The following is a 23,740-nucleotide window of genomic DNA, read 5'->3' as shown; positions in this document are numbered from 1 at the left end:
TTGGTCGAGCGCACCGGCTGATCCTGACCCACCGGCACGCCATCAACGCCGCACTAGTGCGGCCCCAGGCGATTCACGCCCGAGCCCCGCGCCGAGGCACCAGCAACACCCCCACCAGCGGGATCACCGCCATCCCCAGCCACATCGCCGCCCCGCCCGCCTCCGCGACCGCCCCCAGCGGCGCCGAGGTGGCCAGGACCAGCAACCCCGACAGCGACGACATCGCCCCCATGAACGTCCCCAGGAGCCGCTCGTCCACCAGGTCCGGCACGAGCGCGCGCGCCGCCGGGGCCGCCAGCATCTGGCCGCCGGTCAGCAGCACCACGAACACCACCGACCCCGCCAGGCCGGTCGCGGGCAGCAGCGCGGGCAGGGCGCAGCCGGCCACCAGCACGCCCAGGCCCCACCGCAGCGCCGCCGCCGGGGTCAGCGCCCGCCCGGCCCACTTCGACAGCGGCACCTGCAGCGCCACCACGATCACCGACGACAGCGCGAACAACCACCCCAGCGCCGCCTGACCACCCGTCGCCCGCTCCAGCTCCGCCGGGAGCGCCAGGTACATCTGGTTGTAGATCACCAGGTACCCGCCGTACGCCAGGCACAGCAGCAGGAACGCCCGGTTCCCCGCCACGCCCCGGAACGTCAGGGGCGGCGGCGTCACCGGCTCGCGGCCCGGCATCAGGAACCAGTGCCCGACCAGGATCACCACGAACACCGCCGCGCCCGCCAGCGCCACCGCCCGGAACCCCTGCCCCAGCAGCACAGCGCCCAGCACCGGGCCGATCAGCGCCCCGGCCTGCCCGCCCGCGTGGAACGTCCCCAGCAGCTTCGTCCGGGGCTCCCCGGTCCGCTGCTCGCGCTCCAGCGCCTGCCGCGCCACCTCCGACTCCACGGCGGGCGAGAACAGCGCCGCCGCGAACCCGATCAGCAGCACCGCCCCGATCACCGACGCCGTGCCCGAGGCGAACGCCAGCCACCCGAACCCCAGCACCCGCAGCGCGCACCCGACCAGCACCGCCGGACGCGGCCCGAACCGGTCCGCCAGCGCGCCGCCGACCACGAACATGCCCTGCTGGCTGAACGTCCGCAGCCCCAGCACCACGCCGACCAGCCACCCGGCCAGCCCCAGCCCGCCGCTCAGGTGCGCCGCCAGGTGCGGGAGCACCGCGTAGAACCCCACGTTGAACGCGAACTGCGTCCCCACCAGCAGCCTGGCGAGCGCGTCCGCGCGCACCACCCCGCGCTCGACCACCGCGCGACCCATCTACGACCTCCTCGGAACACGGGCTGAGGCGGCCAGGGACACGGCGAACACCGCCAGCGCCAGCAGGGCGCCCGCGGGGGCCAGCGTCGCCCACGGCGCGCGCTCCACGTACGGCAGGGTCTCCGACAGCAGCAGGCCCCACTCGGGGGCGGGCGGCGGAGTGCCCAGCCCGAGGAATCCCAGGGACGCCAGCGCCAGCGCGATGCTCGGCAGCCGCAGCACGGCGTGTCGCGCCAGCGGCCCGACCACGGCCGGTAGCACGTGCTTGCGCAACGTCCACACCGGACTCGCGCCCAGCGCCCGGTTCTCCGCCACGTGCTGCGCCGCCCGAGCCTCCTCGACCAGCGACGCCGCGTGCTCCGACAGCACCGGCCAGGACACCAGCGCCACGGCCAGCGCCGCGCTGCCCCCGTCCGGCCCGAGCGTCGCCGCCACCAGCAGCCCCGCGATCACCGGCGGCACCGCGTTCGCCGTCTCCGCCGCCGCCCGCGTCACCGAGGGCAGGAACCCCAGCAGCAGGGCCACGACGAACGCGAACGCGCACACCGCGACCGCCACGCCCACCGTCGCCAGCGCCCCGTGCCCGACCCGCGCCAGCACGTCCCGCCCCAGCGAGTCGGTGCCCAGCGGGTGCGCCCAGCCCGGCGCGGACAGCCGCGCGGCGGTGTCCAGGCGCAGCGGGTCGCGGGTCAGCCCCCACGCCGTCAGCACCGCCACCACGCCGCCCGCGCACGCCACCACGACCCGGTGCCCGCGCGCCGGCGCCTGCGGGGGCGTGATCAGCGCCGCGTCGCGCAGCGCCGGGCCGAGCACCCACCGCCGGGCCAGCGCCGCCAGCACCCCGACGACCACGCCCACCAGCAGCAGCACGATCACCGAGCCCTGCAGCAGCGGCAGGTCCTGCGACTCGGCGGCGCCCAGCGCGGTCCGTCCGACGCCGGGGATCGCGAACACCACCTCCACCGCCACCGCGCCGCCGATGATCCCGACCGCCGAGAGCCCCACCTGCGGCAGCACCGGCGGCAGCGCGCGCCGCAGCACGCCCCGCGCCAGCACCACCCGCGAGCAGCCCCACGACCGCCACAGCGACACCCACTGCTCGCCGAACACCGGTGGCAGCGCGTCGTCCACCAGCCTGCCCAGCACCGCGCCCGCGGGCAGCGCCATCGCCAGCGCGGGCAGCACCAGGTGCTGCGGGCCCTGCCAGCCGTACGGCGGCAACCAGCCCAGCCACACCGACACCACCACGATCAGCAGCGCCGCGAGCAGGAACTCCGGCGCCGCGGCCAGGACCGCCGCCGCCGCCGCGCCGCCGCGCCCGTTGTCCCCGCGCAGCCCGCGCCGCATCGTCGGCGCGCACAGCGCCGCCGCCACCAGCAGCGCGCCCGCCAGCGCCACGCCCATCAGCGTCATCGACGCGCCGAGCCCGGCCAGCACCGACTCCAGCACCGGCTGGCCGTTGACCCACGACGTGCCGAGGTCCCCGCGCAGCGCGCCCGCGAGCCAGTTCCCGAACAGCGCCACCGGGTCCGCGTCCAGACCGAGCTCGCGCCGGATCGACCCGAGCGCCTCCTCGGTCGGCTCCTGCTCGCCGGAGCGGGCGCGCAGGATCGACAGCGCCGGGTCCCGCCCGGCCAACCACGGCACGAGGCCGACCGCGGCGACCACGGCCGTGACGGACACGACCCTGGACGCCGCGGTCCCGAACTTGAACAACGTCAGAAACCCTTGCCCGTCAAGAACTTCGTGGTCAGCGCAGGTGCGTGGCGGAGGTGACCAGCGCCCGCTCGCGCGGGTCCTTCACCGAGTCCGCGACGTTCGCCGCGTCCGCCTGGATGACCCGCTCGTGCAGCATGGGGATGCCCGCGTCGGTGCGCAGGATCGCCGCCTCGGCGGCCAGGATCGCCGCACGCCGCTCGGGACCGGCCTCGGCGCCCTCCGCGGCCTGCACCGCCGCGTCCACGGCCGGGTCGCACAGCTTGGCGAGGTTGAACGACCCGCCGCAGGTGAAGTCCGAGCGCAGGTAGGCGACCGGGTCGCCGGAGTCGAGCACGGTCGCCCGCGACAGGATGAAGACGTCGAACTTGCCCGCCAGCGCGTCCTGCTCGATGTGCGCGTACTCGCGGACGTCCTGCTTCACGGTGAACCCGGCGTCCTCCAGCCGCTGCTGCACGATGGAGGCCACCTCGGGCAGCTCGGCCCGGTCGGTGAAGGTGCCGATGGTGATCGACGCGCCGTTCGCGGCGCCCGGAGCGGTCCGGTCGGCCAGCGGCTCGCGCTCGTCCACGGTCCACGGCAGCGCCGGGCCCAGCAGGCCCTTCGCGACGTCCGCGCGGCCCTCGTAGACGCCCTTCACGATCTCCTCGGCGTCCACGGCCTCGCGCACCGCCGCGCGCAGCGCCGGGTCGGCCATCGGGCCGCTGCGCGTGTTCAGGTACAGCGTGTTGGTGCGCGGCATCGGCACCTCGGTCAGCAGCGCCGGGTCCAGCAGCGCCGCCTGCGACACCGGGATCGTCTCGGCGATGTGCGCCTCGCCGGTGCGCACCGACGCGGCGCGCGCCGTGCCGTCCGGGACGAACGACACGTCCAGGCCGGAGGCCTTGGCCTTCTCGCCCCAGTAGCCGTCGAACCGGTCCAGCGTCGCGGTGCTCGTGCCGCCGACCTCCACCAGCTCGAACGGCCCGCTGCCGGTGCCGACCGGGTTGACCTTGCCGTCCTCGGCGTACGCGCCCGGCGCCAGGATCGCCAGCTGCGGCGACGAGAGCCGTTGCGGCACCAGGGGGTCGGGGGTCGCGGTGGTGACGGTGACCTTGTTCCCGGCGGCCTGCGCGGTGAGCTGGACGCCGTCCAGGATGCGCGGCTTCGGCGACGCCTTCCCGGCGCGGGTCAGCGTGTTCACCACGGCGTCGGCGGTCAGGTCGCTGCCGTCGTGGAACTTCACGCCCTCGCGGACGGTCAGCTCCCAGGCGGTGTCGGAGGTCCTGGTCCAGTCGGTCGCCAGACCGGGCAGGGCGTTGCCGTCCGCGTCCAGCTTCACCAGGGTCTCGGCGGTCGACCAGCGGGACAGCTTGAACGCGTCGTCGCTGAACGGGGTCAGGCCGAAGCGCGGCGGCTGGAGCATGGCGATCTTGATGCGGTCCGAGGTCGGACCTTCCGCCGCCTGCTCGCCCGCGAAGCAGCCCGACGTGGCGAGCAGCAGGGGGACGGTGAGCAGGGCGAGCGAGGTGGGGAAGCGCACGGGGACACCTGGGTGGGGATCGACGACGGGGGTGCGCCCACTGTAAGTGGGACGATAACCGTTTTCATAGTCGGTGTGGGGTGGCGCACGTCGACGGCCGCCACGCGGGTGCTTGACAGGGTTTCCCGATGTCCGGGAAAGCGGGTCGTCGACGCTGGTGGGGGCCGGGCTCACGCCCGCTGGTCGCCGGTGAACCTGCGGGCCACCAGCGCCGCCGCCAGGCTGCGGCAGTCCTGCGGCCGGGTCGGCGACAGCCCGGTCAACCGGTGGATGCGGCGCAACCGGTAGTCGACCGTGTTCGGGTGCAGGTGCAGCCGGGCCGCCGTCGCCCTGCGGTCCAGGTCCAGCGCCAGGTGCACCTCCAGGGTGCGCAGCAGCTCCGGCCTCGGCTCCAGCGCGGCCACCAGCCCCGCCAGCGGCTCCAGCGCCCCGCTCGGCCTGCTCAGCTGGTAGTCCAGCAGCACGTCCGCCAACCGGTGCGCGCCGGGACCCCGGCCGGTCCGCAGCGCCACCTCCAGCACCTCCGCGTTGCGCGCCACCACCGCGGGCACCCCCGGCGCGCCCGCGTACCCGGCCGCCGCCGTCACCGGCACGTCCGCCGCCCGCGCCAGCCGGTCCACCAGCGCCCGCACCCGCGGCCACGCGGGCTCGGCCGCCAGCGGCAGCAGCGCGGTGCCGCCCGCGTGGTCCAGCGCGGTCAGCGCGGGCTCGTCGGCGAACCCGTCCAGCACCGCCAGCACCCGCCGCAGCTTCCGCCGCGCCGAGACCCGCGCGCCCGCCCCCGACTCGTCCCGGTGCGGCGGCAGGAGCAGCTCCAGCGCCAGGTACCCGCCCGGCGCCTCCGGCCCCTCGCCGGCGAGCAGCGCGGCCAGCAGCGCGTGCCGCCCGGACCGCCCGTGCCCGTCGAGCGCGGCCCGCTGGTAGGCGCGCGTCACCTCGGCGGTCAGCTGCCGCTGGAACCCCAGCAGCCCCTCCACCACCTCCAGCACGGTCGGCAGGTCGTCCGGCCCCGCGTCCTCGATCAGCGCCCGGCAGCACAGCGACGCGCCCAGCTGGTACGCCGACAGCACCGCCTCCAGCGGCACGCCCTCCTCGGCGCGCAGCTCCGCCGACTCGCGCTGCGGGCGCAGCTCGACCTCGGTCGCGGGCCCGCGCCGCTCCAGCACGTCCGCGCACACCAGCAGGTTGTGCCGCACGATCGCGGTGATGTCGCCCGCGACCTCCTCGCGCGGCAGGTCCGCGTACACCGGCAGCTCGGCGGTCAACCGCTCCACCACGCGCGCCGCCAGCGCCGAGGCCCCCGCCCGCAGCGCGGGGGCCACCGCCCGGCCCGCGATCCGCGGCGGCGCCTTGTCACCCGTCACAGCGTCCCCCGCGAAAGTCTGCGTCCCGTCCAGTCGATCTCGGCGGTGCCGAGCCCGCAAGATGTGATGTGGCACCTGCCACAGCCGTTCCCCGCCCCGACCGATTGCCGCCGCGACCGCCGACCCGTTCCGCCGTCCGCAGCAACGAATCCCGCCGAAACCCTTTCGCGACAACGCTCTCCGTCGCGACCGGGCCCTGCCCGAAACCCTGCCGCACCCGATCCCTGCCGGGGGTGTTCCCGCATGACCAGCGCGTCCCGCCGTGCCCTGCTGGGCCTGGTCGCACTGACCGCGTCCGCACTGACCGCGATCGCCGTCCCCGCCGCCGCCACCGCGCAACCGCTCGGCTACGCCGCGCTGGGCGACTCGATGGCGTCCGGCCCGCTCATCCCGGACTTCACCGGCCCACTGGCCTGTGGCCGCTCCACCCGCAACTACCCGCACGTGCTCGCCGCGACCCTGGGCGCCGCACTGTCCGACGCCACCTGCAGCGGCGCCCAGACCAAGCACCTCGCGCAGCCGCAGTCGCTGTCCCTGCTCGGCGTCCCGGCGGGCAGCGCGCCGCCGCAGTTCGACGTGCTGCGCCCGGACACCGGCCTGGTCACGATCACCATGGGCGGCAACGACGTCGGCCTGGTCGGCATCGCCCAGGACTGCGTGCGCTGGGACCCGACCGCCGCCCCCTGCAACGGCGAGTTCCAGGAGCGCCTGACCCAGCGCCTGGCCGAGCTGGGCCCGCGACTGGACACCGCGCTCACCACCATCACCGAGCGCTCGCCCGCCGCGCGGGTGGTCGTGGTCGGGTACGGGCTGTACATCCGGCCCGGCGGCTGCTGGCCGGTGCAGCCGGTCCTCGCGCTTGACGCGGACTTCCTGCAGGACGGGGTGGACCGGATGAACGCCGTGCTCGCCGACCGGGCCGCCGCGCACGGCGCCGAGTACGTGGACCTGGTCGCCCCGAGCGCCGGGCACGACACCTGCGCGCCGAACGCCGAGCGCTGGATCGAGGGCTACGTCCCGGTCACCCTCGCCGCCCCGCTGCACCCGAACCGGCGCGGCGAGGAGAACTACGCCCGCGTGATCGCCGAGCACCTGTCGTCCAGTGCCGAGGAGCGCTGACGTGCGGCTCCTGGCGGCCCTGCTCCTCGTCCCGCTGCTCACCGGCGCGACGGGGAGCGCGGGCGCGGCGGGGGAGCGGCCCCCTGACCCCGCTGTCCCTGCCCTCGCTGCCCCGCGCGCCGCGTGCGACCCGCTGGGCGGCGGCGAGTGCGCCCTCCCGTTCCCGAACGACTGGCACACCCGCCCCGACCCCACCACCCCCACCGGCCGCAGGCTCGCCCTGCGCCCGGAGTCCCTGCCCAGGTCGGCGGCGGGGGAGCCGGTCGACCCGGCCGCCTGGAACCGCGCCGACGGCTTCTCGCCCGGCTCCACCGCGCTGGTCCACCTGCCCGGCCTGGACGCCGAGGCCTCCGGCCTGCCCCCGGTCACCGACATCGGCCGCTCCCTGCGCCCCGACGCCCCCGTGGTCCTGCTCGACGCCGCCACCGGCGAGCGCTGGCCGCACTGGGCCGAGCTCGACTCCCAGGCGCCCCCGGACCGCCGCGCCCTGCTGATCCACCCGGCGCGCAACCTCCACGAGGGCCACCGCTACGTCGTCGCCCTGCGCCACCTGCGCGCCGAGGACGGCTCCCCGCTCCCCGCGACCGAGCCCTACCGCGCCCTCGCGGGCCGCAGGCTCCCCGCCGCGCACCCGTTGCGCCCCAGGCAGCTCCAGCTCACCCCCGCGCTCGACCTCCTGGCGCGCAGCGGAATCGCACCCCGCTCGCTCACCCTGGCCTGGGACTTCACCGTCGCCAGCCGCCACTCCCTCACCGGCGACCTGTTCTCCGCGCGCGACGACGCGCTCCGCGCCCTCGGCGACCGCGCCCCAGGGTTCCGGATCACCGCCACCACCGACCCCACCCCCGAGCGGGACCCGCTGATCGGCCGCGAGGTCACCGGGAAGCTCACCGCCCCCAACTACCTCGCCCTCCCCGGCGGCCCACCCGGTTCCACCCTGCTGCGCGACCCCCGAGGCGTCCCGCGGCGCAACGGCGACCTGGAAGCCGACTTCCGCTGCGTCATCCCCAGATCGGCGTTCCGCACCCCCGCCAGACCCGCCCTCTACGGCCACGGCCTGCTCGGCTCGCTCAACGAGGTCGGCGCGCGCAACGTCCGCGCCATGGCCGCCGAGCACGGCTTCGCCTTCTGCGCCACCGACTGGATCGGCATGGCCAAGGCCGACGTGCCCGTGGTGCTGGCCGCGCTCGCCGACGTCACCGGCTTCCAGGCCGTGCCCGACCGCAGCGTCCAGGGCATCCTCAACGCGGTCCTGCTCGGCCGCGCCCTCACCCACCCCGACGGCCTGCCCGCGCACCCGGCCCTGCGCGGCGACACCGCCCCGCTGCTCGACCCCGCGGCGGGTCTGGTCTTCGACGGCAACAGCCAGGGCGGCATCCTCGGCGGCGCCCTGGTCGCCGCCGACCGGGACATCCGCGCGGCCGTCCTGGGCGTCACCGGCATGAACTACGGCCTGCTCCTGAACCGCAGCAGCGACTTCGCCCCGTTCCAGGCGGTGCTGGGCGCCGCCTACCCGGACCCGGTGGCCCAGCAGGTCGTCATCGCCCTCATGCAGCTGCTGTGGGACCGCGCCGAGACCAACGGCTGCGCGCCGCTCCTGCGCGGGCGGAAGGTGCTGCTGCACCTCGCCTTCGGCGACCACCAGGTGGCCAACGCGGCGGCCGAGGTCCAGGCCAGGACGGCGGGCGTCCCCGTGCTCACCCCGAGCCTGGTCCCCGGCCGGAGCCCGGACGTCGTGCCGCACTGGGGCATCCGCCGCGTCCGCGCCCCGCACGCCGGGAGCGCACTGGTGCTGTGGGACAGCGGAACCCCAGCCCCACCACCGGGGAACGTCCCCCCGACCGGGGGCCACGACCCCCACGAGGACCCCAGGCACTCCGCCGCCGCACGCGCGCAGAAGGCGGAGTTCCTGCGGACCGGCCGCGTCGTCGACGTCTGCGACGGCGCGCCCTGCACTGCTGAACCCGTCGAACGGTGAGGAGCGTCATGCGCGGTCTTCGTGTTGTGGTGGCAGCCATCGGGGTGCTCGGGCTCGTCACGGGGCTGACCGCCCCGGCGGGCGCGGCCCCCGAGGCGGTCGCGTTCACCCAGGCCACCGCCGTGCGCGGCGCGGACGGCGGCCACGCCCTGTCGTGGGCCTCGGCGGCGGGCTCGGTCCGGATCACCGCCGTCACCTCGCCCGACGCCACCGGCGGCGTCGAGCTCGGCCAGTCCGGTGGCACCGGCGCGCTGACCGTGCCCCCGCTGCCCGCCGCCGACCGCTGGTACTTCCGCCTGACCCCGGACCGGGGCGACCCGCTCGTGGTCGCCGACCGGCACCTCGGCTTCGCCTCCGCCAGGAACTTCCGCGACGTGGGCGGCTACCGCACCTCGGACGGCCGCTGGGTGCGCAGCGGCGTCCTCTACCGCTCCAACAAGCTCAGCGGCCTCGACGCCGACGAGCAGCGCAGGCTCACCGGCCTGGGCGTGGTGAAGGTGGTCGACCTGCGCAACCTCGTGGAGCGCCTGGAGGAACCCGACCGCCTGCCCGCGGGCGTCGCCCACCAGGTCGCCGACGTCGCCTCCCTGGAGCACGGCGTCCGCTTCCACGACCAGGCGCTCATGACCCTCCTGGAGGCCATCGCCGCGGGTCTGCTCTCCGGCTCCTCGGACCTCGGCCAGTCCGTCGGCTACCCGTTCATGGTGAACTTCGTCGGCGCCGACCGCGCGTTCCGCGACTTCCTGACCGCCGTGGCCACCGCCCCCGGCCCGGTCGTCGTGCACTGCTCGGCGGGCAAGGACCGCACCGGCTGGGCCACGGCCGTCCTGCTCACCCTGCTCGGCGTGCCGGCCGAGGTCGTGGAGGCGGACTTCCTGGCCAGCAACACCTACACCGGCAACCCGAGGGCCGTGGAGCTGTCCTGGTTGCGGGCCGCGCAGAACCAGGTCCAGCGCCTGTACGGCGGCTTCGACGCCTACCTGCGCCAGGGCATCGGCCTGGACGAGGCCACGATCACCGCGCTGCGCGCGAAGTTCCTGGTCTGACCCGGCGGCACCCGGCCCGTCAGCGCCGGGCGCCCGCCCGCCTCCTCGTCGACGCGGGGGCCCGCGTGCCCATCACCGGCCGCGGACGGCGGCGGAACGCTGCCCTGACCCGCCTCCCCACCCCCGATCGCGTGATCATCCCGATGAACCCGATCCGGGCGTTTCGGGGACTCGGTCGAACGGGTACGGGAGGGTTGACGGTTCCCAACCGCCGAGTGGATGAGAGGTCACGCCGATGCAGGTGCAGGTCAACATCGACCGCAGTGTCCAGGGTGGGGAGAAGCTGACCGAGTTCGCCACGTCCGAGCTGGAGACCTCCCTCGCGAGGTTCGACGGGTGGGTGACCAGGGTCGAGGTCCACTTCACCGAGGAGACCGCAGCCAAGGGCGAGGACCTGCGCTGCGCCATCGAGGCCCGTCCGTCGGGCGCCCAGCCGGTCGTGGTCAGCCACCACGCCTCCACGGCGGGCGAGGCGTGCGTCATGGCGGTCAAGAAGCTCCACAAGGCGCTCGACACGCGCTACTCCAAGGCCCACGACCACAAGGGCGCCGACAGCATCCGCCACCAGGACGTGGGCGAGCCCCTGGACGAGGTGGCCGAGGAGCTGACCGGCGAGCCGCTGGCCAAGTGAGCCGCGCCCGGCGCCGCCGCGGCACCGAACCGCCGCGGTGGCGCCCGGCCGCCCCGCAGGTGTGGGGCATCCCGCAGTCCCGCCCGGCCTTGCACTACTCTCCGTGGAGGAGAACCGCCCGGAAACCGCGCCCGGCTCACTGTCCGTGCCCGCGCGTCGGCATGTCGCGCACTGGTCCGCTCCCAGGACCTGTAAGCTGGGAACGTCCGGGACTTGAAACCACAGGTCCGCGCACTCGACAGCGCCCCCAGCACGTGGGCGCGGTGAGGTTGGGGCCCCCACCCGAGGGCCCGGTGATCCTGGTGGGCGAAGACCGCGTGGTGAGCAGCACCCACGTCGACAACGACACGGCGTGGCGAAGCGCCCCCTGCCCTGCCCTCCTGGTGGGCCCGGACGGCGTCGTGCTCGGCCTGAACCGGGCCGCGAGCACCCTGCTCCCCTCGATCGTCGAGGGCGGGCGGCTCGACGACGGCTGGCTGGCCGACGCGCACCGCCACCACCTCGAACCCGCCGCCGCGGGCGCCGCCGCCGAGGCGGGCGCCCTGATCACCGGCGACTTCGGCCCCCGCAGCTTCGCCGCGCACCCGGTCGACCACGGCGGCGGCACCGTCGCCTGGTGGCTGGTCGAGGACACCGAGCGCCGGGGCGCCCTGGCCGAGCTGGCCGTCGAGCGCGAGCGGGCCGCCCTGCTGGACGAGATGTCCTCAGCCTTGTTCACCTCCCTGAACGTCGAGCGCTGCGCTCGCGTGGCCGTCCGCCTCGCCGCCGCGCACCTGGCCGACGCCGCCCTGATCATCTCGCCCGGAGGCCGCGACTACCCGGTCACCCGCTGCGCGCGCGGCGAGTCCCCGGCGCACACGCGCATCGTCATCGACCCCGACGAGGTCCCCGGACTCGGCGAGGCGCTGCGCGGCTTCCCGCCGGTGCCGTCCCGCTGGATCGACCCGTCGGCGGCCCCCGACTGGCTGCTGCCCGACGGCTTCGGCGAGGCGGGCTCCATCCTGGTCACCCCGCTGCCCGGCCACGGCGTGCCCGCGGGCGCGCTGATCCTGGTGCGCCGCACCGCCGTGCGCGGCTTCAGCCCCGACGAGGAGGCGTTCGCCCGCCTGTTCGCGGCCCGCGCGGGCGTGGCCATGTCGGCGGCCCGCATGTTCGCCCAGCAGGCCTCGATCACCGAGACCCTGATGCGCGAGCTGCTCCCGCCCACGCTCACCCACGTGGGCGGCGTCGAGTTCGCGGGCCGCTACCGCCCGTCGCAGGACACCGAGCGGGTCGGCGGCGACTTCTACGACGTGCACGAGGGCGAGAACGGCGAGTCCCTGGTGGTGCTCGGCGACGTGTGCGGCAAGGGCCTTGAGGCGGCCGTGCTGACCGGCAAGGTCCGCACCGCCCTGCAGGTCCTGCTCCCCATGGCCGACGACCACCACCGGATGCTCACCCTGCTCAACGAGGCGCTGCTCAACAACGGCAGCACCCGGTTCGTCACGCTCGTGCTCGCCTCCGTCACCCGCGAGGGCACCTCGGTGCGGCTGCGCCTGACCAGCGCGGGCCACCCGCCGCCGCTGATCGTGCGCGCGGGCGGCGAGGTCGAGGAGGCCGACACCACCGGCACCCTCATCGGCGTGCTCCCCGAGATCGAGAGCACCACCGCCGAGGTCGTCCTCGGCCCCGGCGAGACGTGCCTGCTCTACACCGACGGCATCACCGAGGCCAGGGGCGGCCCCATGGACACCGCCATGTTCGGTGAGTCCCGGCTACGCCGCGCGCTCGCCGAGTGCGCCGGGATGCCCGCCGAGGCCGTGGTGGAGCACGTGCAGATGCTCGCCGCGCACTGGGTCGGCGCCAGCGACCACGACGACATGGCCGTGCTGGCGGTCACCGCGCCGCGCGGGCAGCACCTGACGGCGGTCGGGGGGCACGGTCCGGGGCGGTTCACGTCATGACGGCGGCCGAGACGACGGTGCTGGCCGAGCGCGCCGAGCTGCTCTGGCGGGCGGTGGCGGCCGGTGACGAGCACACCGCCACCGATGTCGTGCTGGCCGCGCTCGACTCCGGGCTCGACCCCGAGTCGGTGCTGCTGGACGTGATCGCGGGCGTGCAGCGGCGGGTCGGCGAGGAGTGGGTGGCGAACCGGCTCACCGTCGCCCAGGAGCACGCGGCCACCGCCATCAACGACCGGGTCGTCACCGTGCTCGGCGTGCGCGTGCGCACCAAACCCACGCTCGGCCGGATCGTGGTCGCGTGCGTGGACGGCGAGTGGCACGCGCTGCCCGCCCGGCTGCTGTCCGAGGTGCTGAAGCTGCGCGGCTTCCAGGTCGACTACCTGGGCGCGCAGGTGCCCGCGCCGCACCTGGTCACGCACCTGCACCGCACCGACCCGGAGGCCGTCGCGCTGTCCGGCTCGCTGGCCACCAGGCTGCCGACCGCGCACGCCACGATCACCGCCTGCCAGGCCGCGGGAGTGCCCGTGCTCGCGGGCGGCCGGGCGTTCGGCGTGGACGGGCGGTACGCGCGGCTGCTCGGCGCGGACGGCTGGGCGCCCGACGCGCGCGCCGCCGCCGACCACCTCGCGGCCGGTCCGCCGCCCAGGCCGAGGTCCGGCCACCAGCCGATCGACGACCTGCCGCACCTGGGCGACCAGGAGTACACCATGATCTCCAGGACGGCCCAGCAGTTGGTGAAGGCCGTCTACACGGGACTGGAGGAGCGGCTGCCGGTGATGCGGACCTACACCGAGCAGCAGCAGGAGCGCACCGCCGAGGACCTCCTGCACATCGTCGAGCACCTCGCGGTGGCGCTGTACACCGACGACCCCGAGCTGTTCACCGACTTCCTCGGCTGGACCGGGGACGTGCTGTCCTCGCGCGGCGTCCCACCCGCGTTCCTACGCCCCGCCGTGGACCTGCTGTCGGCCGAGCTGCGCGACTTCCCGAGGGCGACGGCGTTCCTGGCCGCCCACGGCACCACCGCGTCCGACCCGTTGAGCCCCCACGACCACGCACTCGCCCACCACCCCTCCGACCCCGGACCCGCCGCATGAGCCGACCACACCCCCTGACCTGCACGCGCGTCGTCGACGGCGGGACCGCCGACGTCGCGGTGACAGGAGATCTCGCCTACGACACCGGTGACGTCCTGCTGGCCACCGTGGTCGACGCGCTGGAGGAGGGCGGGGTCACCGACGTGCGCATCGACTTCGCCGGCCTGGAGCTGTGCGACTCGTACGGCCTCGCGACCCTGCTGATGATCCACCGCAGGGTCGTGCAGGCGGGCGCCCGCCTGCACCTGGAGAACCGCCCGACGACGCTGGAGCGGCTGATGCGCCGCACCAACACCCTGGGCCACCTCACGAGCACCCCGGCGGCGGACCGGATGGACCGGCTGGACCGGTTCGACTAGGGCGTGTCCTGCGGATCTTCACCTCAGGTGGAGGAGATGCAGGCCAGGACGATCTCGGCGCGGTGGTGGGCGATCCGGGCGACACGTTCCCGAACAGCGACCATGATCCGCCGCCGCCGTAACGCGGTGCGGGTGTTCGGGTGGGCGCAGGCCTGGTCGGCGACCACCCGCACCCGCCGCCCGTCCACGTCGATCCGACCCGAACGCGACAGGGGCCTCCACGGCCCGTACCGCTCCGGCAGGCCCCGCCACGGTGCGCCGGCGCGTTCCCTCCGCAGGATCGCGTCGACGACCTGCCGGTGGCCGCGCCACCGGCCACCGCGCCGCCCGCCCTGCGCGGGCGGCAACGGCGCGATCACCGCCCAGGCCCTGCCCGTCAGCTCACCACGTCCGACCACCCACCCCCATCAGCACGCGATCATGAAAAAGATCCGCAGGATATGCACTGGCCGGTCGCGGAGGGTCCCCGTCGCCCGCCTCGTCCAGCGCCGAGTCGCGCTTCGGGACCCCGCACCACAAATGGTCGACTGAGTTAGGTTAGCCTCACTACATGCTGCTCCTCGGGCGCCTGCGCCCCGCCGCCCTGCTCCTGACCTGCGTCGCGGCCCTGTCCGCCTGCGGTTCCGGCGTCGTCGCTGAGTCCCCGGCCCCCGAGGGGCGCACCGTCGACACCCTCCTCGGGCCGGTCACCGTCCCCGCCGAGGTCGACTCGGTGGTCGTCCTGGAGGGCCGCCGCGACCTGGACGTCGTCCTCTCGCTCGGCCTGCCCCTCGTCGGTCACCCGTACGAGGAGGCCGGTTCGCTCGACCTGGAGTCGCCGCTCGCCGACCGGCTCGCCGCCGCGCGCGACGAGGGGGCCAGGGAGCTCTTCCTGTCCGACGAGATCAACCTGGAGGCCATCGCCGCCGCCGCGCCCGACCTGATCGTCAGCCGCGTCGACGACGTCGAGCCCATCCGCGCCGAGCTGGAGGCCATCGCGCCCGTGCTCGCCATCGGCGACCAGAGCAAGAGCACCTGGCAGGACGACCTGCGCCTGGTCGGCCGGGCCACCGGGCGCGCGGACCGGGCCGAGGCGCTGATCACCGAGTACGACGAGCGCGTCGCCGCGCTGTCCGCCACCTACGCCGCCCAGCTCGCGGGCACCTCCTTCGCGCCCGTCGTGATCTCCTCCGAGAAGGCCGAGGTCCGGCCGGGCAGGCTCATGTCCACCGTGCTGACCGACCTGGGCGCCAAGCCCTCCGCCGCGTTCGCGAAGGCCGTCGAGACCGGGAGGGCCGAGTTCGGGCCCGAGCAGCTGCTCGCCGGGTTCGGCGACGCGGGCGCGCTGATCCCCCTGGTCAACGACCCGCGGACCTGGGAGCAGGTGCGCGGGTCGGCGCTGTACCAGCAGCTCCCGGCCGTGCGCGCCGGGCACGTCGTCCGCTCGGACAAGCAGACCCACGAGGGCGCCGCGCTCACCGCGCTGCACTGCCTGGACGTGGTCGAGCAGCTGCTGAAGACCCTGTGATGACCGGGACCGCCGTCGTCGGGCCCACCGCCGCCCGGACCGGTGGGCCGCGCCCCTGGCGCCTGCCCGCGGGCGCGCTCGTGCTGCTCGCCCTCCTGGCGGGCGCGGTCCTGCTGAGCCTGCTGGTCGGCGGTCGCGGCCTGTCGCCCGCGCAGGTCTGGGCGGCGCTGCTCGGCGACGGCGACCCGGAGTCCTCGGCGATCGTGCTCGGCCAGCGGTTGCCCCGCACGGTCGTCGGGCTGCTCGGCGGCTGCGCGCTGGCCGTGGCGGGCGCGCTCGTGCAGGGCCACACCCGCAACCCGCTGGCCGACCCCGGACTGCTCGGCGTCACCTCGGGCGCGTCGCTGGCCGTGGTGCTGGCGATCTCCCTGCTCGGCCTGACCACCCCCGACGGCTACCTGTGGTTCGCGTTCGCGGGCGCCGCGCTCGGCACGGTCGCGGTCACCGCGATCGGCCTGGCCGCCGGACGTCGGCGGGACGCCTCGCCCGCGTCGCTCGCGCTGGCGGGCGCCGCGGTGTCGGCCCTGCTGAGCGCGATCACCGGCGTGCTCCTGCTGCTCGACGCGGGCGCGCTGGACGTGCACCGCTTCTGGACGGTCGGCTCGCTCGCGGGCGGTCGCGGGTTCGACGTGGTCGCCGCCGCCGGACCCCCGCTGCTGCTGGGCCTGCTGGTGGCGCTCGCCCACGCGCCCGCGCTCAACGCCCTCGCGCTCGGCGACGACCTGGCCCGCGCCCTCGGCCGCCGCCTGCTGCCCGCGCGCCTGACCGGCCTGCTGGCGGTGACCCTGCTGGTCGGGTCGGCGACGGCGCTGGTCGGGTCGCTCGGGTTCGTCGGGCTGGTCGCGCCGCACCTGGTGCGCGGGGCCACCGGGCCGGACCACCGGGCGCTGCTGCCGGTGTGCGCGGTCGCGGGCGCGGTCCTGGTGCTGCTGGCGGACGTCCTCGGGCGGGTGGTGATCGCCCCCGCCGAGCTGCCGGTGGGGATCGTGCTCGGCGTGGCAGGCGGTCCGGCGTTCCTGCTGGTCGTCGTGCGGCACCTGCGGGACGCGCGGTGAGCCGGGACTGGCGGGTGCTCGCGCTCGGCCCGGTGACCGCCCGCTGGCGGCCCAGGACCGCGCTGGTGACCGCGCTCGCGCTGCTCGCGGCGGCCGGGTTCGCCGTGCTGTCGCTGGGTTCCGGCGACTTCCCGCTCGCGCCCGCCCGCGTGCTGGACGTGCTGCTGGGCGGCGGGACGCGGCGGGAGCGGCTCATCGTGCTGGACCTGCGGCTGCCCAGGGTGGTGCTGGCGGCCGTGGTCGGGGGGATGCTCGCGGTGTCCGGGGCGATCACGCAGACCGTGGCGCGCAACGCGCTGGCCAGCCCGGACCTGCTCGGCGTCACCGCGGGGGCGGGCACGGGCGCGGTCGCGGTGCTCGTGCTGGAGGGCTCGGCCGGTGGCGCGCTGCGCGCCGTGGGCGTGCCCGCCGCCGCGCTGCTCGGCGGGCTGCTCGCGGCCGGGCTGACCGCCGCGCTGCTGACCACCACCGGCGCGACCGGCCTGCGACCGCTGCTGGTCGGGGTGGGCGTGTCGGCGTTCTTCGGCGGGATCACCGGCTGGCTGCTGCTGGCCGCGCGCGTCGACGACGTGGAGCGCGCGAACGCCTGGCTCGCCGGGTCGTTGACCGGGCGCGGTTGGACCGAGGTGGGCGGGGCCTCGCTCGCGCTGCTGCTGGTGGCGCTGGCGCTCGTGCCGCTGTCGGCCCGGATCCCCGCCGTGCAGCTGGGTTTCCCGGTCGCGTCGGCGCTCGGGCACCGCGCGGGCCGGGTGGTCGTGGCGCTGCTGCTGTGCGCGGTCGTGCTGGCGTCGGTCGCCGCGTCCGCCGTGGGCCCGGTCGGGTTCGTGGCGCTGGTCGCCCCGCACCTGGCCCGCCTGTCCTGCGCCGCGCCACGTCCCCCGCTGGCCGCGTCCGCCGCGCTCGGCGCCGGGCTGCTGCTCGCCGCGGACCTGGTGGCGCGCACGGCTTTCGCGCCGATCACGGTCCCCGCGGGCGCGGTGACCGCGGTGGTCGGCGCGCCTTTCCTGGTGTGGTCGCTGGTCCGTTCCCGGAGGTTCCCGTCATGAGCACGACGCTGCGCGCCGAGGACCTGGTGGTGCGCTTCGGCGACCACGCGGCCGTGGACGGGGTCGGGCTGACCGTGCCGACCGGGTCGGTGACCGCGGTCGTGGGGCCCAACGGGTGCGGCAAGTCCACCCTGCTGCGCGCGCTCTCCCGGTTGCTGCCTGCGGATTCCGGCCGGGTGCTGCTGGACGGCGAGGACGTGCGCCGCACCCCGCCGCGCGCGTTCGCCCGCAAGGTCGCCCTGCTGCCGCAGGAACCGCAGGCGCCCGACGGGCTGACCGTGGTGGACCTGGTGACGCGCGGCCGGGACCCGCACCGCCGCTGGTACGACCAGTGGTCGAGGCCGGACGAGGAGGTCGTGCTGGACGCGTTGCGCCGCACGGGTTTGGCGGAGCTGGCGGACCGGCCGCTGCACACCCTGTCCGGCGGGCAGCGGCAGCGGGCGTGGATCGCGCTGGCGCTGGCGCAGCGCACCGACGTGCTGCTGCTGGACGAGCCGACGAACCACCTGGACGTGGCGCACCAGCTGGACGTGCTGGACGCGGTGACCTCGTTGCGGGGCTTGACGGTGGTGATGGTCCTGCACGACCTGGGACTGGCCGCCCGGTACGCCGAGCACGTGGTGGCGATGCGCGACGGCCGGGTCGTGGCGTCCGGTCCGGTGGCGCGGGTGCTGACGCCCGCGCTGCTGCGGGAGGTGTTCGACGTGGAGTGCGGCGTGCTGACCGACCCGGAGACCGGGCGGCCGGTGGTGGTGCCGAGGCGGGTGGTGCGCTGACTAGGGTTGGCCGCGTCGAGGCGAGGAGGCCGGGGTGGCGGGGCGCGGCAGGCGCGAGGGCGGCCGGATCGGCGGTCCGACCAGCGTCACGGACCTGGCGGCGACGGAGCTGAGGGCGCGCGTCCTCACCGGGCGGCTGGCGCTGGGGCAGCACCTGGTGGAGCAGGCGGTGGCCGACGACGTCGGGGTGAGCCGGGCCGCGCTGCGCGAGGCGCTGCGCGTGCTGGAGCGCGACGGCCTGGTCGAGCACGTGCCGCGCGCGGGGTGGCGGGTGGTGACGCTGACGCTGCGGGACGCGCACGAGATCGTGGTGCTGCGCGAGCACCTGGAGGAGCTGGCGGTGGACGCGGGCGTTCCCGCCCGCCCGGCGCCGCTGGCCCGCCTGGACGCGGCGGTGCGCCGCATGGAGGCGGCGGCCGACGCGGCCGACGGCGCCCCGGCGGCCCTGGACGGCCTGGAGTTCCACCGGGCGTTCATCGGCCTGCCGGACAACCGGAGGCTGACCGCCGCGTTCGAGACGATCGCGCACCCGCTGGGCGTGCTGATGAGCCTGAACCGGGGCGCGCACGAGGAGGTGGAGACGCTGCACGAGCTGGCGGCGCGGCACCGGCGGTTGTGCGACCTGGTGGCGGCGGGGGAGTCGGGGGAGGTGCGGCGGGAGCTGCGGTCGCACCCGACGACGGCGTTCCTGGGCCGGGCGGACCTGTCGGCGGACGGGGCGGGGCCGGAGGCGCTGGCGTGGGCGGCGGAGCGGATGGGGCGCTGAAGCTGGTGCGCTGCCGGGTGCTCCGGCCGCTCTTGACCTGGAGCTAACTCGAAGTCCTAGGTTCTCCCTCGCTGGTTCTCCCCACGGTGAGAGGTGTTCCGCACGTGCCCACCACCAGTTCTGGTTGCTGCGCAACCCCTCCCCGGCGGACCTCTCCCCGGAGGGCGCCCCCATGACCGTGCCCGAACTGCGGACCGCGACGGCGACCTACCTGCGCGCGGCCACGCCGCGCCTGCGCGAGCGCATCCACGAGGGTGTCGAGGACGCGGACCACGTGGCGGCGCTGGGGGTGCTGCAACGGATGATCCAGAACGTCTCCTGACACCCGGCCCCCGCTGCCCGTCCTGGGGGGCGGGCAGCGGGGAACCCCGCTACCGCTCTCGCGGAAGGCCCAGCCCGCGCCCATCGCCCGGTGGACCGGGCCCTGCGGCCTTCGGCCTCACCCAGGGGGGCACCCGGCCAGGCGCCTGACCGCCCCCGCTGCCGTGGCGCGGAACATCGGCGCCGTCACCGCGTCGGCCGAGCGGCGCGTCACGTCACCGCACATCACGCCGCCGCGCAGGAACCCGAACCAGGGGCGGTCCGGAGCACGGTCTCCCCACCCGTGCCCGAACAGCGCCCCGGAACCGCCGTCAGGTCGCCGCGGCCCTGCGGTTCTGCCCTGGCCAGCGCGTTCCGGCTGCCGAGGGAAGCCGTCCCGTCACAGCTCCCCACCCGCCTCCACCCACCCGACCAGGTCCGCGGTCACCAGCTCGCCGTCCTCCGCGACGTCCGGCCCCACCGCCCCGAGGTCCAGCCGGTGCACCGACTCCCGGTCCCGCCCGTGCCGCCGCATGAACAACCCCGCCCCGCCGCTGTCGTCGCCCACCAGCACCCAGTGCGGCGCGTAGCGCGCGACCTCGAACGTGGCGTTCCGCTCCCCGAACGAGTCCGGCCCGTACACGTGCACCCCGTTGTCCAGCAGCGCTCCGGGCGTCATCCGCCACAGCCGGGCCACGGCCGGGTTCGGACCGTCGCGCAGGCCGAGCGCCAGCGCGACCCGCGTGGTCAGGAACCCGGCGAACGACTCGGCGACCACCCCCTCGTCACCGACCACCCGCCGCTCCCCGCCGACCTCGTCCCCGAACCGGTAGGCGGCCCCGCAGTCCCCGTCCCGCCAGAACACCAGGCCGTCCGCGTCGAACTCCTCGACCCCCAGCGGCGCCCCGTCGACCACCCCACCGCCGAACTCCGCCAGCCACCACCGGTAGGACGGCGGCAGCGCGGTCCCGGCGGACAGCTCGACCGAGCGCAGCAGCCCCTCGGGCGCGGGCGTGGACCACGGGCGGATCGACGGGGCGGAGTCGACCAGCTGGCGCAGCAGCGTCATGTCGGGGAGCACACCGGGCACTCTGCCACGCGACCGCCGCGGCACGGGGGCAATCCCGCCCGCTCGCAGTTCTGCGGAGGAACGCCGTTCTCCGACGCGCGACCGCAGAACTCGGTGAACACCCCGCCGCGCTGTCAGCCTGGTGGTGGATTCCGCCTGGCTGCCCGCCGACCGACGATTCCGGGGTGGTCGAGCCGAATCCCCCCGGAGCGGGCGTCGCTCCGGAAAGTCGTGACTGGGTCCTGGAGTTCGAGCGGGTCGGCAGCCGGGAGGAGTTCACCGCGCTGCTGCGCGGGGCGCGGTCCGCGGGCGGCCGGTCCATCCGCGAACTGGCCAGAGCGGCCGACGTCCCGGCCAGCACCCTCGGCGGGTACTTCTCCGGCAGGCACCTCCCCCTGGTCGGGCGAGCCGATCAGGTCGTGCGCGTGCTGGAGCGCTGCGGGGCGACCGGGGACGGGTTGATCGGGGCGGTGCGCGCCGCGCTGGAGAAAGCGCATCGCGCGCCACCCGGTACGCCGGGGTGCGGCGCCGTGCCACCTCCCGAACGCGCGGAACGGATCTCCCGTGGACGCGAGGAATTGACCAGGACCGTTCTCGAGGCCCTCGCGGAACTGCCCGCCGGTGGCGCCCTCGTCGTCCTCGGCGCGGGGGAGACCCCGCTGCTGCGCGCCGAGGCCGTCGTGCTGACCCCGGTCGGCGACCGCGAACCCGCGCGCCCCGTCTTGCCCTGGTCGGCACGACTGGCGCGCGGGCTCGGCACGGCCCTGCTCTGCCTGCTCCTGCTCAGCGCTGCCCTCTGATCGCGGGGTGGCCGCGCCCCCACCCCCCGATCAGGCCCGCGTCAGCTGGTCAGCGGCAGGTCTCGATGCCGGGGATCCAGTAGCTGTAGCCGGTGTTGATGTTGGCGTCGGCGGCGAAGCCCTCCCTGCCGGTGCCCTCCCAGACGACGTAGTCCCAGAGCGCGCTGGTGCCGTAGTACCTCGTGACCCGCTCACCCAGCGTCTGGCACACGATCCGCACGCCTGTCCACGCGGCGAGGTTCCCGGTGTAGCCGCACCCGCTGCTGGCGCAGGTCCGCAGGTTCGCGCCGTGCCCGCCGACCTGGGCCGGGTGCCAGCTCGCCTGCGCCGTGCCCGTCGTGACGGTCAGCGCGAGCAGCGCCGTGCCGATCGCCGCCGCGCGGCCCAGCGCCTTCTTCGTCCTGGTCATGGTTCTCCCTGCGCTCGACGCCCGCACCGGCTCACCGCTCCCGGATCGACCGCTCGATCGCCCCCGCCGTGCGCGCGAACGCCGCCACCGCCTCCGCGTCCAACCCCTTCGCGCTCACCGACTCCAACCTCCGCCACACCCCTTCCAGGGGTTCCCGCAGCGCCTCCCCGGCCTCCGTCAACCGGACCCGCAGCACCCTCCGGTCCTCCGCCGTCGGCTCCCGCGCCACCAGCCCCGCCTGCTGCATCCGGGACAGCGACTTCGACACCGTCGACGGGTCGATGCCCACGGTGTCCAGCAGTTCCGACTGGGTCTGCCCGTCGCGCTCGTACAGGCTCATCAGCAGCAGCTCCTGCCCTGGGTGCAAGCCGTGCTCGCGCAGCAGTTCGGCCGCGTAGTTGCGGTGCGCGCGCACGAGCGACACGAGCGCGGCGCTGAGCGGGTACGCGCGGGCGAGGGGTGGGTCGTGGTCCATGGTGCCGCCCATCCTAGGTGTCCACCTGCGGTTTTACCCGGTCGCGGGGCACGCGCGGCGCTATTCCCGACCGGGCTGTGCCGATCGTCTCGCGCCAGATGGTTGGCTAGCCACTCAATCTGCCGCTACGTTCATGTGGCCAGCCAAGGAATCCGGGAGGACCTCCAGTGACCACCACCCCGCTCAGCCCCGTCACCCTCGGCGACATCGACCTGCCCCACCGGCTGGCGATGGCCCCGATGACCCGCAGCCGCGCCCTCCCCGACGGAACCCCGTCGCCCCTCGCCGCCGACTACTACGCCCAGCGCGCCTCCCTCGGCCTGCTCATCACCGAGGGCGTCCAGCCCTCCGCCGACGGCCAGGGCTACCTCCTCACCCCCGGCCTGCACGACGACGCGCACGTCGAGGGCTGGCGCGAGATCGCCGACCGGGTGCACGCCGCGGGCGGCAAGCTCGTCGTGCAGCTCATGCACGTCGGCCGCGTCTCGCACCCCGACAACACCCCGCACCACCGGCAGCCCGTCGCCCCGTCCGCCGTCCGGGCCGAGGGGCTGATGGTCACCGCGACCGGCACGCAGCCCTTCGCCGAGCCGCGCGCCCTGTCCACCGAGGAGATCGCCGCCACCGTCGCCGACTACCGCCGCGCCGCCGCCGCCGCGATCGCCGCGGGCGCGGACGGCGTGGAGATCCACGGCGCCAACGGCTACCTGGTGCACCAGTTCCTGTCCAGCAACGCCAACACCCGCACCGACGGGTACGGCGGCACGGTCGAGGGCCGCATCCGGTTCGCCGTCGAGGTCGCCACCGCCGTCGCCGAGGAGATCGGCGCGGGCCGCACCGGCATCCGCGTCTCGCCGGGGAACCCGTACAACGACGTCCGCGAGGACGACGTCGAACCCCTCTACACCGCCCTGCTGGCCGCGCTCGCCCCGCTCGGCCTGGCGTACCTGCACGTCGTGCACGCGGGCGACGAGGCCCTGCTCAAGAAGATCCGCGCGAACTGGCCGACCGGCCTGATCGTCAACCGGGCGGGCGGCGAGATCGCGGCGCGACTGGCCGACGTCGAGTCGGGCCTGGCGGACGTGACCTCGTTCGGCGTCCTCGCGCTTGCGAACCCGGACCTGCTCGCGCGCATCGAGGCGGGCGAGTTCAACGAGGCGGACCGGGCCACGTTCTACGGCGGCGACGCGCGCGGGTACACCGACTACCCGGCGCTGAACGCCTGATCCGCACCGCGGGCCGCACACCGCGCGAATTCCCCGCGGCGTGCGGCGGCGCATTCGCGGGAGAAGCAATTCCCCGCCTGGGGGCTGGCCGCGCTATCCCTCGTTCGGCGGACTGAACGAACTTCAACCGCCGTGGACGTCGTCCTGTCGCTGTTGCTTCTGGTAGCTTACGGCAAGTGTTGCCTGGAGTGCTGGGAACGACTTCGACCGCGCATGTCGGGCGTGGGCGCGGTCTCGCCTCCGGTAAAACACCCCATCCACTCGCTCGGGTG

The 23,740-nt window shown here is 75.6% G+C and carries 23 protein-coding genes; 15 read left to right on the top strand and 8 right to left on the bottom strand.

The annotated features are described in order from the left end of the window. Window positions 1–73 precede the first annotated feature (73 nt). The 4 genes from CNX65_RS24295 to CNX65_RS24280 form a co-directional block, all read right to left on the bottom strand. Window positions 74–1,264 carry an MFS transporter gene (locus CNX65_RS24295; protein ID WP_096495837.1) on the bottom strand — a complete coding sequence of 397 codons (1,191 nt, stop codon included), beginning with the start codon at window positions 1,262–1,264 and terminating at the stop codon, window positions 74–76. Further along, window positions 1,265–2,980, bottom strand: a complete 1,716-nt coding sequence (locus CNX65_RS24290; RefSeq protein ID WP_096495836.1) for an ABC transporter permease subunit — start codon at window positions 2,978–2,980, stop codon at window positions 1,265–1,267. It abuts the gene before it with no gap. 34 nt (window positions 2,981–3,014) lie between these two features. Then, window positions 3,015–4,502 (bottom strand): ABC transporter substrate-binding protein, encoded by a 1,488-nt coding sequence (locus tag CNX65_RS24285; RefSeq protein ID WP_096495835.1) that lies wholly within the window; start codon window positions 4,500–4,502, stop codon window positions 3,015–3,017. A gap of 170 nt (window positions 4,503–4,672) precedes the next feature. Beyond that, window positions 4,673–5,866: a PucR family transcriptional regulator gene (locus CNX65_RS24280; protein ID WP_096495834.1), complete on the bottom strand. Its 1,194-nt coding sequence runs from the start codon at window positions 5,864–5,866 to the stop codon at window positions 4,673–4,675. Between the two features lie 243 nt (window positions 5,867–6,109). Here CNX65_RS24280 and CNX65_RS24275 point away from each other — a divergent pair, with 243 nt between their 5' ends. The 7 genes from CNX65_RS24275 to CNX65_RS24245 all read left to right on the top strand — a co-directional run bounded on the left by CNX65_RS24275 (window position 6,110) and on the right by CNX65_RS24245 (window position 14,039). After that, complete coding sequence (locus CNX65_RS24275) at window positions 6,110–6,985, top strand: SGNH/GDSL hydrolase family protein (protein WP_096495833.1); 876 nt, start codon at window positions 6,110–6,112, stop codon at window positions 6,983–6,985. Between the two features lies 1 nt (window position 6,986). Continuing rightward, window positions 6,987–8,963, top strand: a complete 1,977-nt coding sequence (locus CNX65_RS24270; RefSeq protein ID WP_096495832.1) for a hypothetical protein — start codon at window positions 6,987–6,989, stop codon at window positions 8,961–8,963. An 8-nt stretch (window positions 8,964–8,971) separates the two neighbouring features. Beyond that, entirely contained in the window at window positions 8,972–10,009 is a 1,038-nt protein-coding gene (locus CNX65_RS24265; RefSeq protein WP_096495831.1) for a tyrosine-protein phosphatase, read from the top strand. A 235-nt stretch (window positions 10,010–10,244) separates the two neighbouring features. Continuing rightward, window positions 10,245–10,640 (top strand): ribosomal subunit interface protein, encoded by a 396-nt coding sequence (locus tag CNX65_RS24260; RefSeq protein WP_096495830.1) that lies wholly within the window; start codon window positions 10,245–10,247, stop codon window positions 10,638–10,640. A gap of 320 nt (window positions 10,641–10,960) precedes the next feature. Beyond that, complete coding sequence (locus CNX65_RS24255) at window positions 10,961–12,583, top strand: PP2C family protein-serine/threonine phosphatase (protein WP_232519987.1); 1,623 nt, start codon at window positions 10,961–10,963, stop codon at window positions 12,581–12,583. Further along, window positions 12,580–13,680, top strand: a complete 1,101-nt coding sequence (locus CNX65_RS24250; protein WP_096495828.1) for a cobalamin B12-binding domain-containing protein — start codon at window positions 12,580–12,582, stop codon at window positions 13,678–13,680. The genes CNX65_RS24255 and CNX65_RS24250 overlap by 4 nt, the downstream gene beginning before the upstream one ends. Further along, entirely contained in the window at window positions 13,677–14,039 is a 363-nt protein-coding gene (locus tag CNX65_RS24245) for an STAS domain-containing protein (RefSeq protein WP_096495827.1), read from the top strand. The genes CNX65_RS24250 and CNX65_RS24245 overlap by 4 nt, the downstream gene beginning before the upstream one ends. 23 nt (window positions 14,040–14,062) lie before the next feature. Here the strand turns inward: CNX65_RS24245 and CNX65_RS24240 are convergent, their stop codons facing one another. Then, window positions 14,063–14,437: a transposase gene (locus CNX65_RS24240; protein WP_096495826.1), complete on the bottom strand. Its 375-nt coding sequence runs from the start codon at window positions 14,435–14,437 to the stop codon at window positions 14,063–14,065. 152 nt (window positions 14,438–14,589) lie between these two features. Here CNX65_RS24240 and CNX65_RS24235 point away from each other — a divergent pair, with 152 nt between their 5' ends. The 6 genes from CNX65_RS24235 to CNX65_RS24210 all read left to right on the top strand — a co-directional run bounded on the left by CNX65_RS24235 (window position 14,590) and on the right by CNX65_RS24210 (window position 19,511). Further along, complete coding sequence (locus CNX65_RS24235; RefSeq protein WP_177154336.1) at window positions 14,590–15,546, top strand: ABC transporter substrate-binding protein; 957 nt, start codon at window positions 14,590–14,592, stop codon at window positions 15,544–15,546. Beyond that, entirely contained in the window at window positions 15,546–16,601 is a 1,056-nt protein-coding gene (locus CNX65_RS24230; protein ID WP_096495825.1) for a FecCD family ABC transporter permease, read from the top strand. Before CNX65_RS24235 ends, CNX65_RS24230 begins: the two co-directional genes overlap by 1 nt. Further along, entirely contained in the window at window positions 16,598–17,647 is a 1,050-nt protein-coding gene (locus tag CNX65_RS24225; RefSeq protein ID WP_096495824.1) for a FecCD family ABC transporter permease, read from the top strand. The genes CNX65_RS24230 and CNX65_RS24225 overlap by 4 nt, the downstream gene beginning before the upstream one ends. Continuing rightward, window positions 17,644–18,423, top strand: a complete 780-nt coding sequence (locus CNX65_RS24220; protein WP_096495823.1) for an ABC transporter ATP-binding protein — start codon at window positions 17,644–17,646, stop codon at window positions 18,421–18,423. The genes CNX65_RS24225 and CNX65_RS24220 overlap by 4 nt, the downstream gene beginning before the upstream one ends. Before the next feature lie 34 nt (window positions 18,424–18,457). Continuing rightward, on the top strand, window positions 18,458–19,189 hold the full coding sequence (locus tag CNX65_RS24215; RefSeq protein WP_096495822.1) for a GntR family transcriptional regulator: 732 nt from the start codon (window positions 18,458–18,460) through the stop codon (window positions 19,187–19,189). A gap of 172 nt (window positions 19,190–19,361) precedes the next feature. Next, entirely contained in the window at window positions 19,362–19,511 is a 150-nt protein-coding gene (locus tag CNX65_RS24210) for a hypothetical protein (RefSeq protein ID WP_177154335.1), read from the top strand. Window positions 19,512–19,889: 378 nt separating this feature from the next. Here the strand turns inward: CNX65_RS24210 and CNX65_RS24205 are convergent, their stop codons facing one another. Further along, the gene (locus CNX65_RS24205) at window positions 19,890–20,570 is read right to left on the bottom strand and encodes an SMI1/KNR4 family protein (RefSeq protein ID WP_232519986.1); all 681 of its coding nucleotides are present in this window, start codon (window positions 20,568–20,570) and stop codon (window positions 19,890–19,892) included. A 173-nt stretch (window positions 20,571–20,743) separates the two neighbouring features. On the opposite strand from CNX65_RS24205, the gene CNX65_RS24200 reads away from it, so the two are divergent. Continuing rightward, window positions 20,744–21,358 (top strand): helix-turn-helix domain-containing protein, encoded by a 615-nt coding sequence (locus tag CNX65_RS24200; protein WP_096495820.1) that lies wholly within the window; start codon window positions 20,744–20,746, stop codon window positions 21,356–21,358. A gap of 49 nt (window positions 21,359–21,407) precedes the next feature. Here the strand turns inward: CNX65_RS24200 and CNX65_RS24195 are convergent, their stop codons facing one another. Together CNX65_RS24195 and CNX65_RS24190 are read right to left on the bottom strand one after the other, a co-directional pair. Then, the gene (locus CNX65_RS24195) at window positions 21,408–21,767 is read right to left on the bottom strand and encodes a hypothetical protein (RefSeq protein WP_096495819.1); all 360 of its coding nucleotides are present in this window, start codon (window positions 21,765–21,767) and stop codon (window positions 21,408–21,410) included. Window positions 21,768–21,798: 31 nt separating this feature from the next. Continuing rightward, window positions 21,799–22,254: a MarR family winged helix-turn-helix transcriptional regulator gene (locus CNX65_RS24190; RefSeq protein ID WP_096495818.1), complete on the bottom strand. Its 456-nt coding sequence runs from the start codon at window positions 22,252–22,254 to the stop codon at window positions 21,799–21,801. Between the two features lie 155 nt (window positions 22,255–22,409). On the opposite strand from CNX65_RS24190, the gene CNX65_RS24185 reads away from it, so the two are divergent. Continuing rightward, window positions 22,410–23,468: an alkene reductase gene (locus CNX65_RS24185; protein WP_096495817.1), complete on the top strand. Its 1,059-nt coding sequence runs from the start codon at window positions 22,410–22,412 to the stop codon at window positions 23,466–23,468. Window positions 23,469–23,740 lie beyond the last annotated feature (272 nt).

This window comes from Actinosynnema pretiosum (assembly GCF_002354875.1).
Lineage (GTDB): Bacteria > Actinomycetota > Actinomycetes > Mycobacteriales > Pseudonocardiaceae > Actinosynnema > Actinosynnema auranticum.
This window is presented reverse-complemented; position numbering and strand designations above follow the sequence as displayed.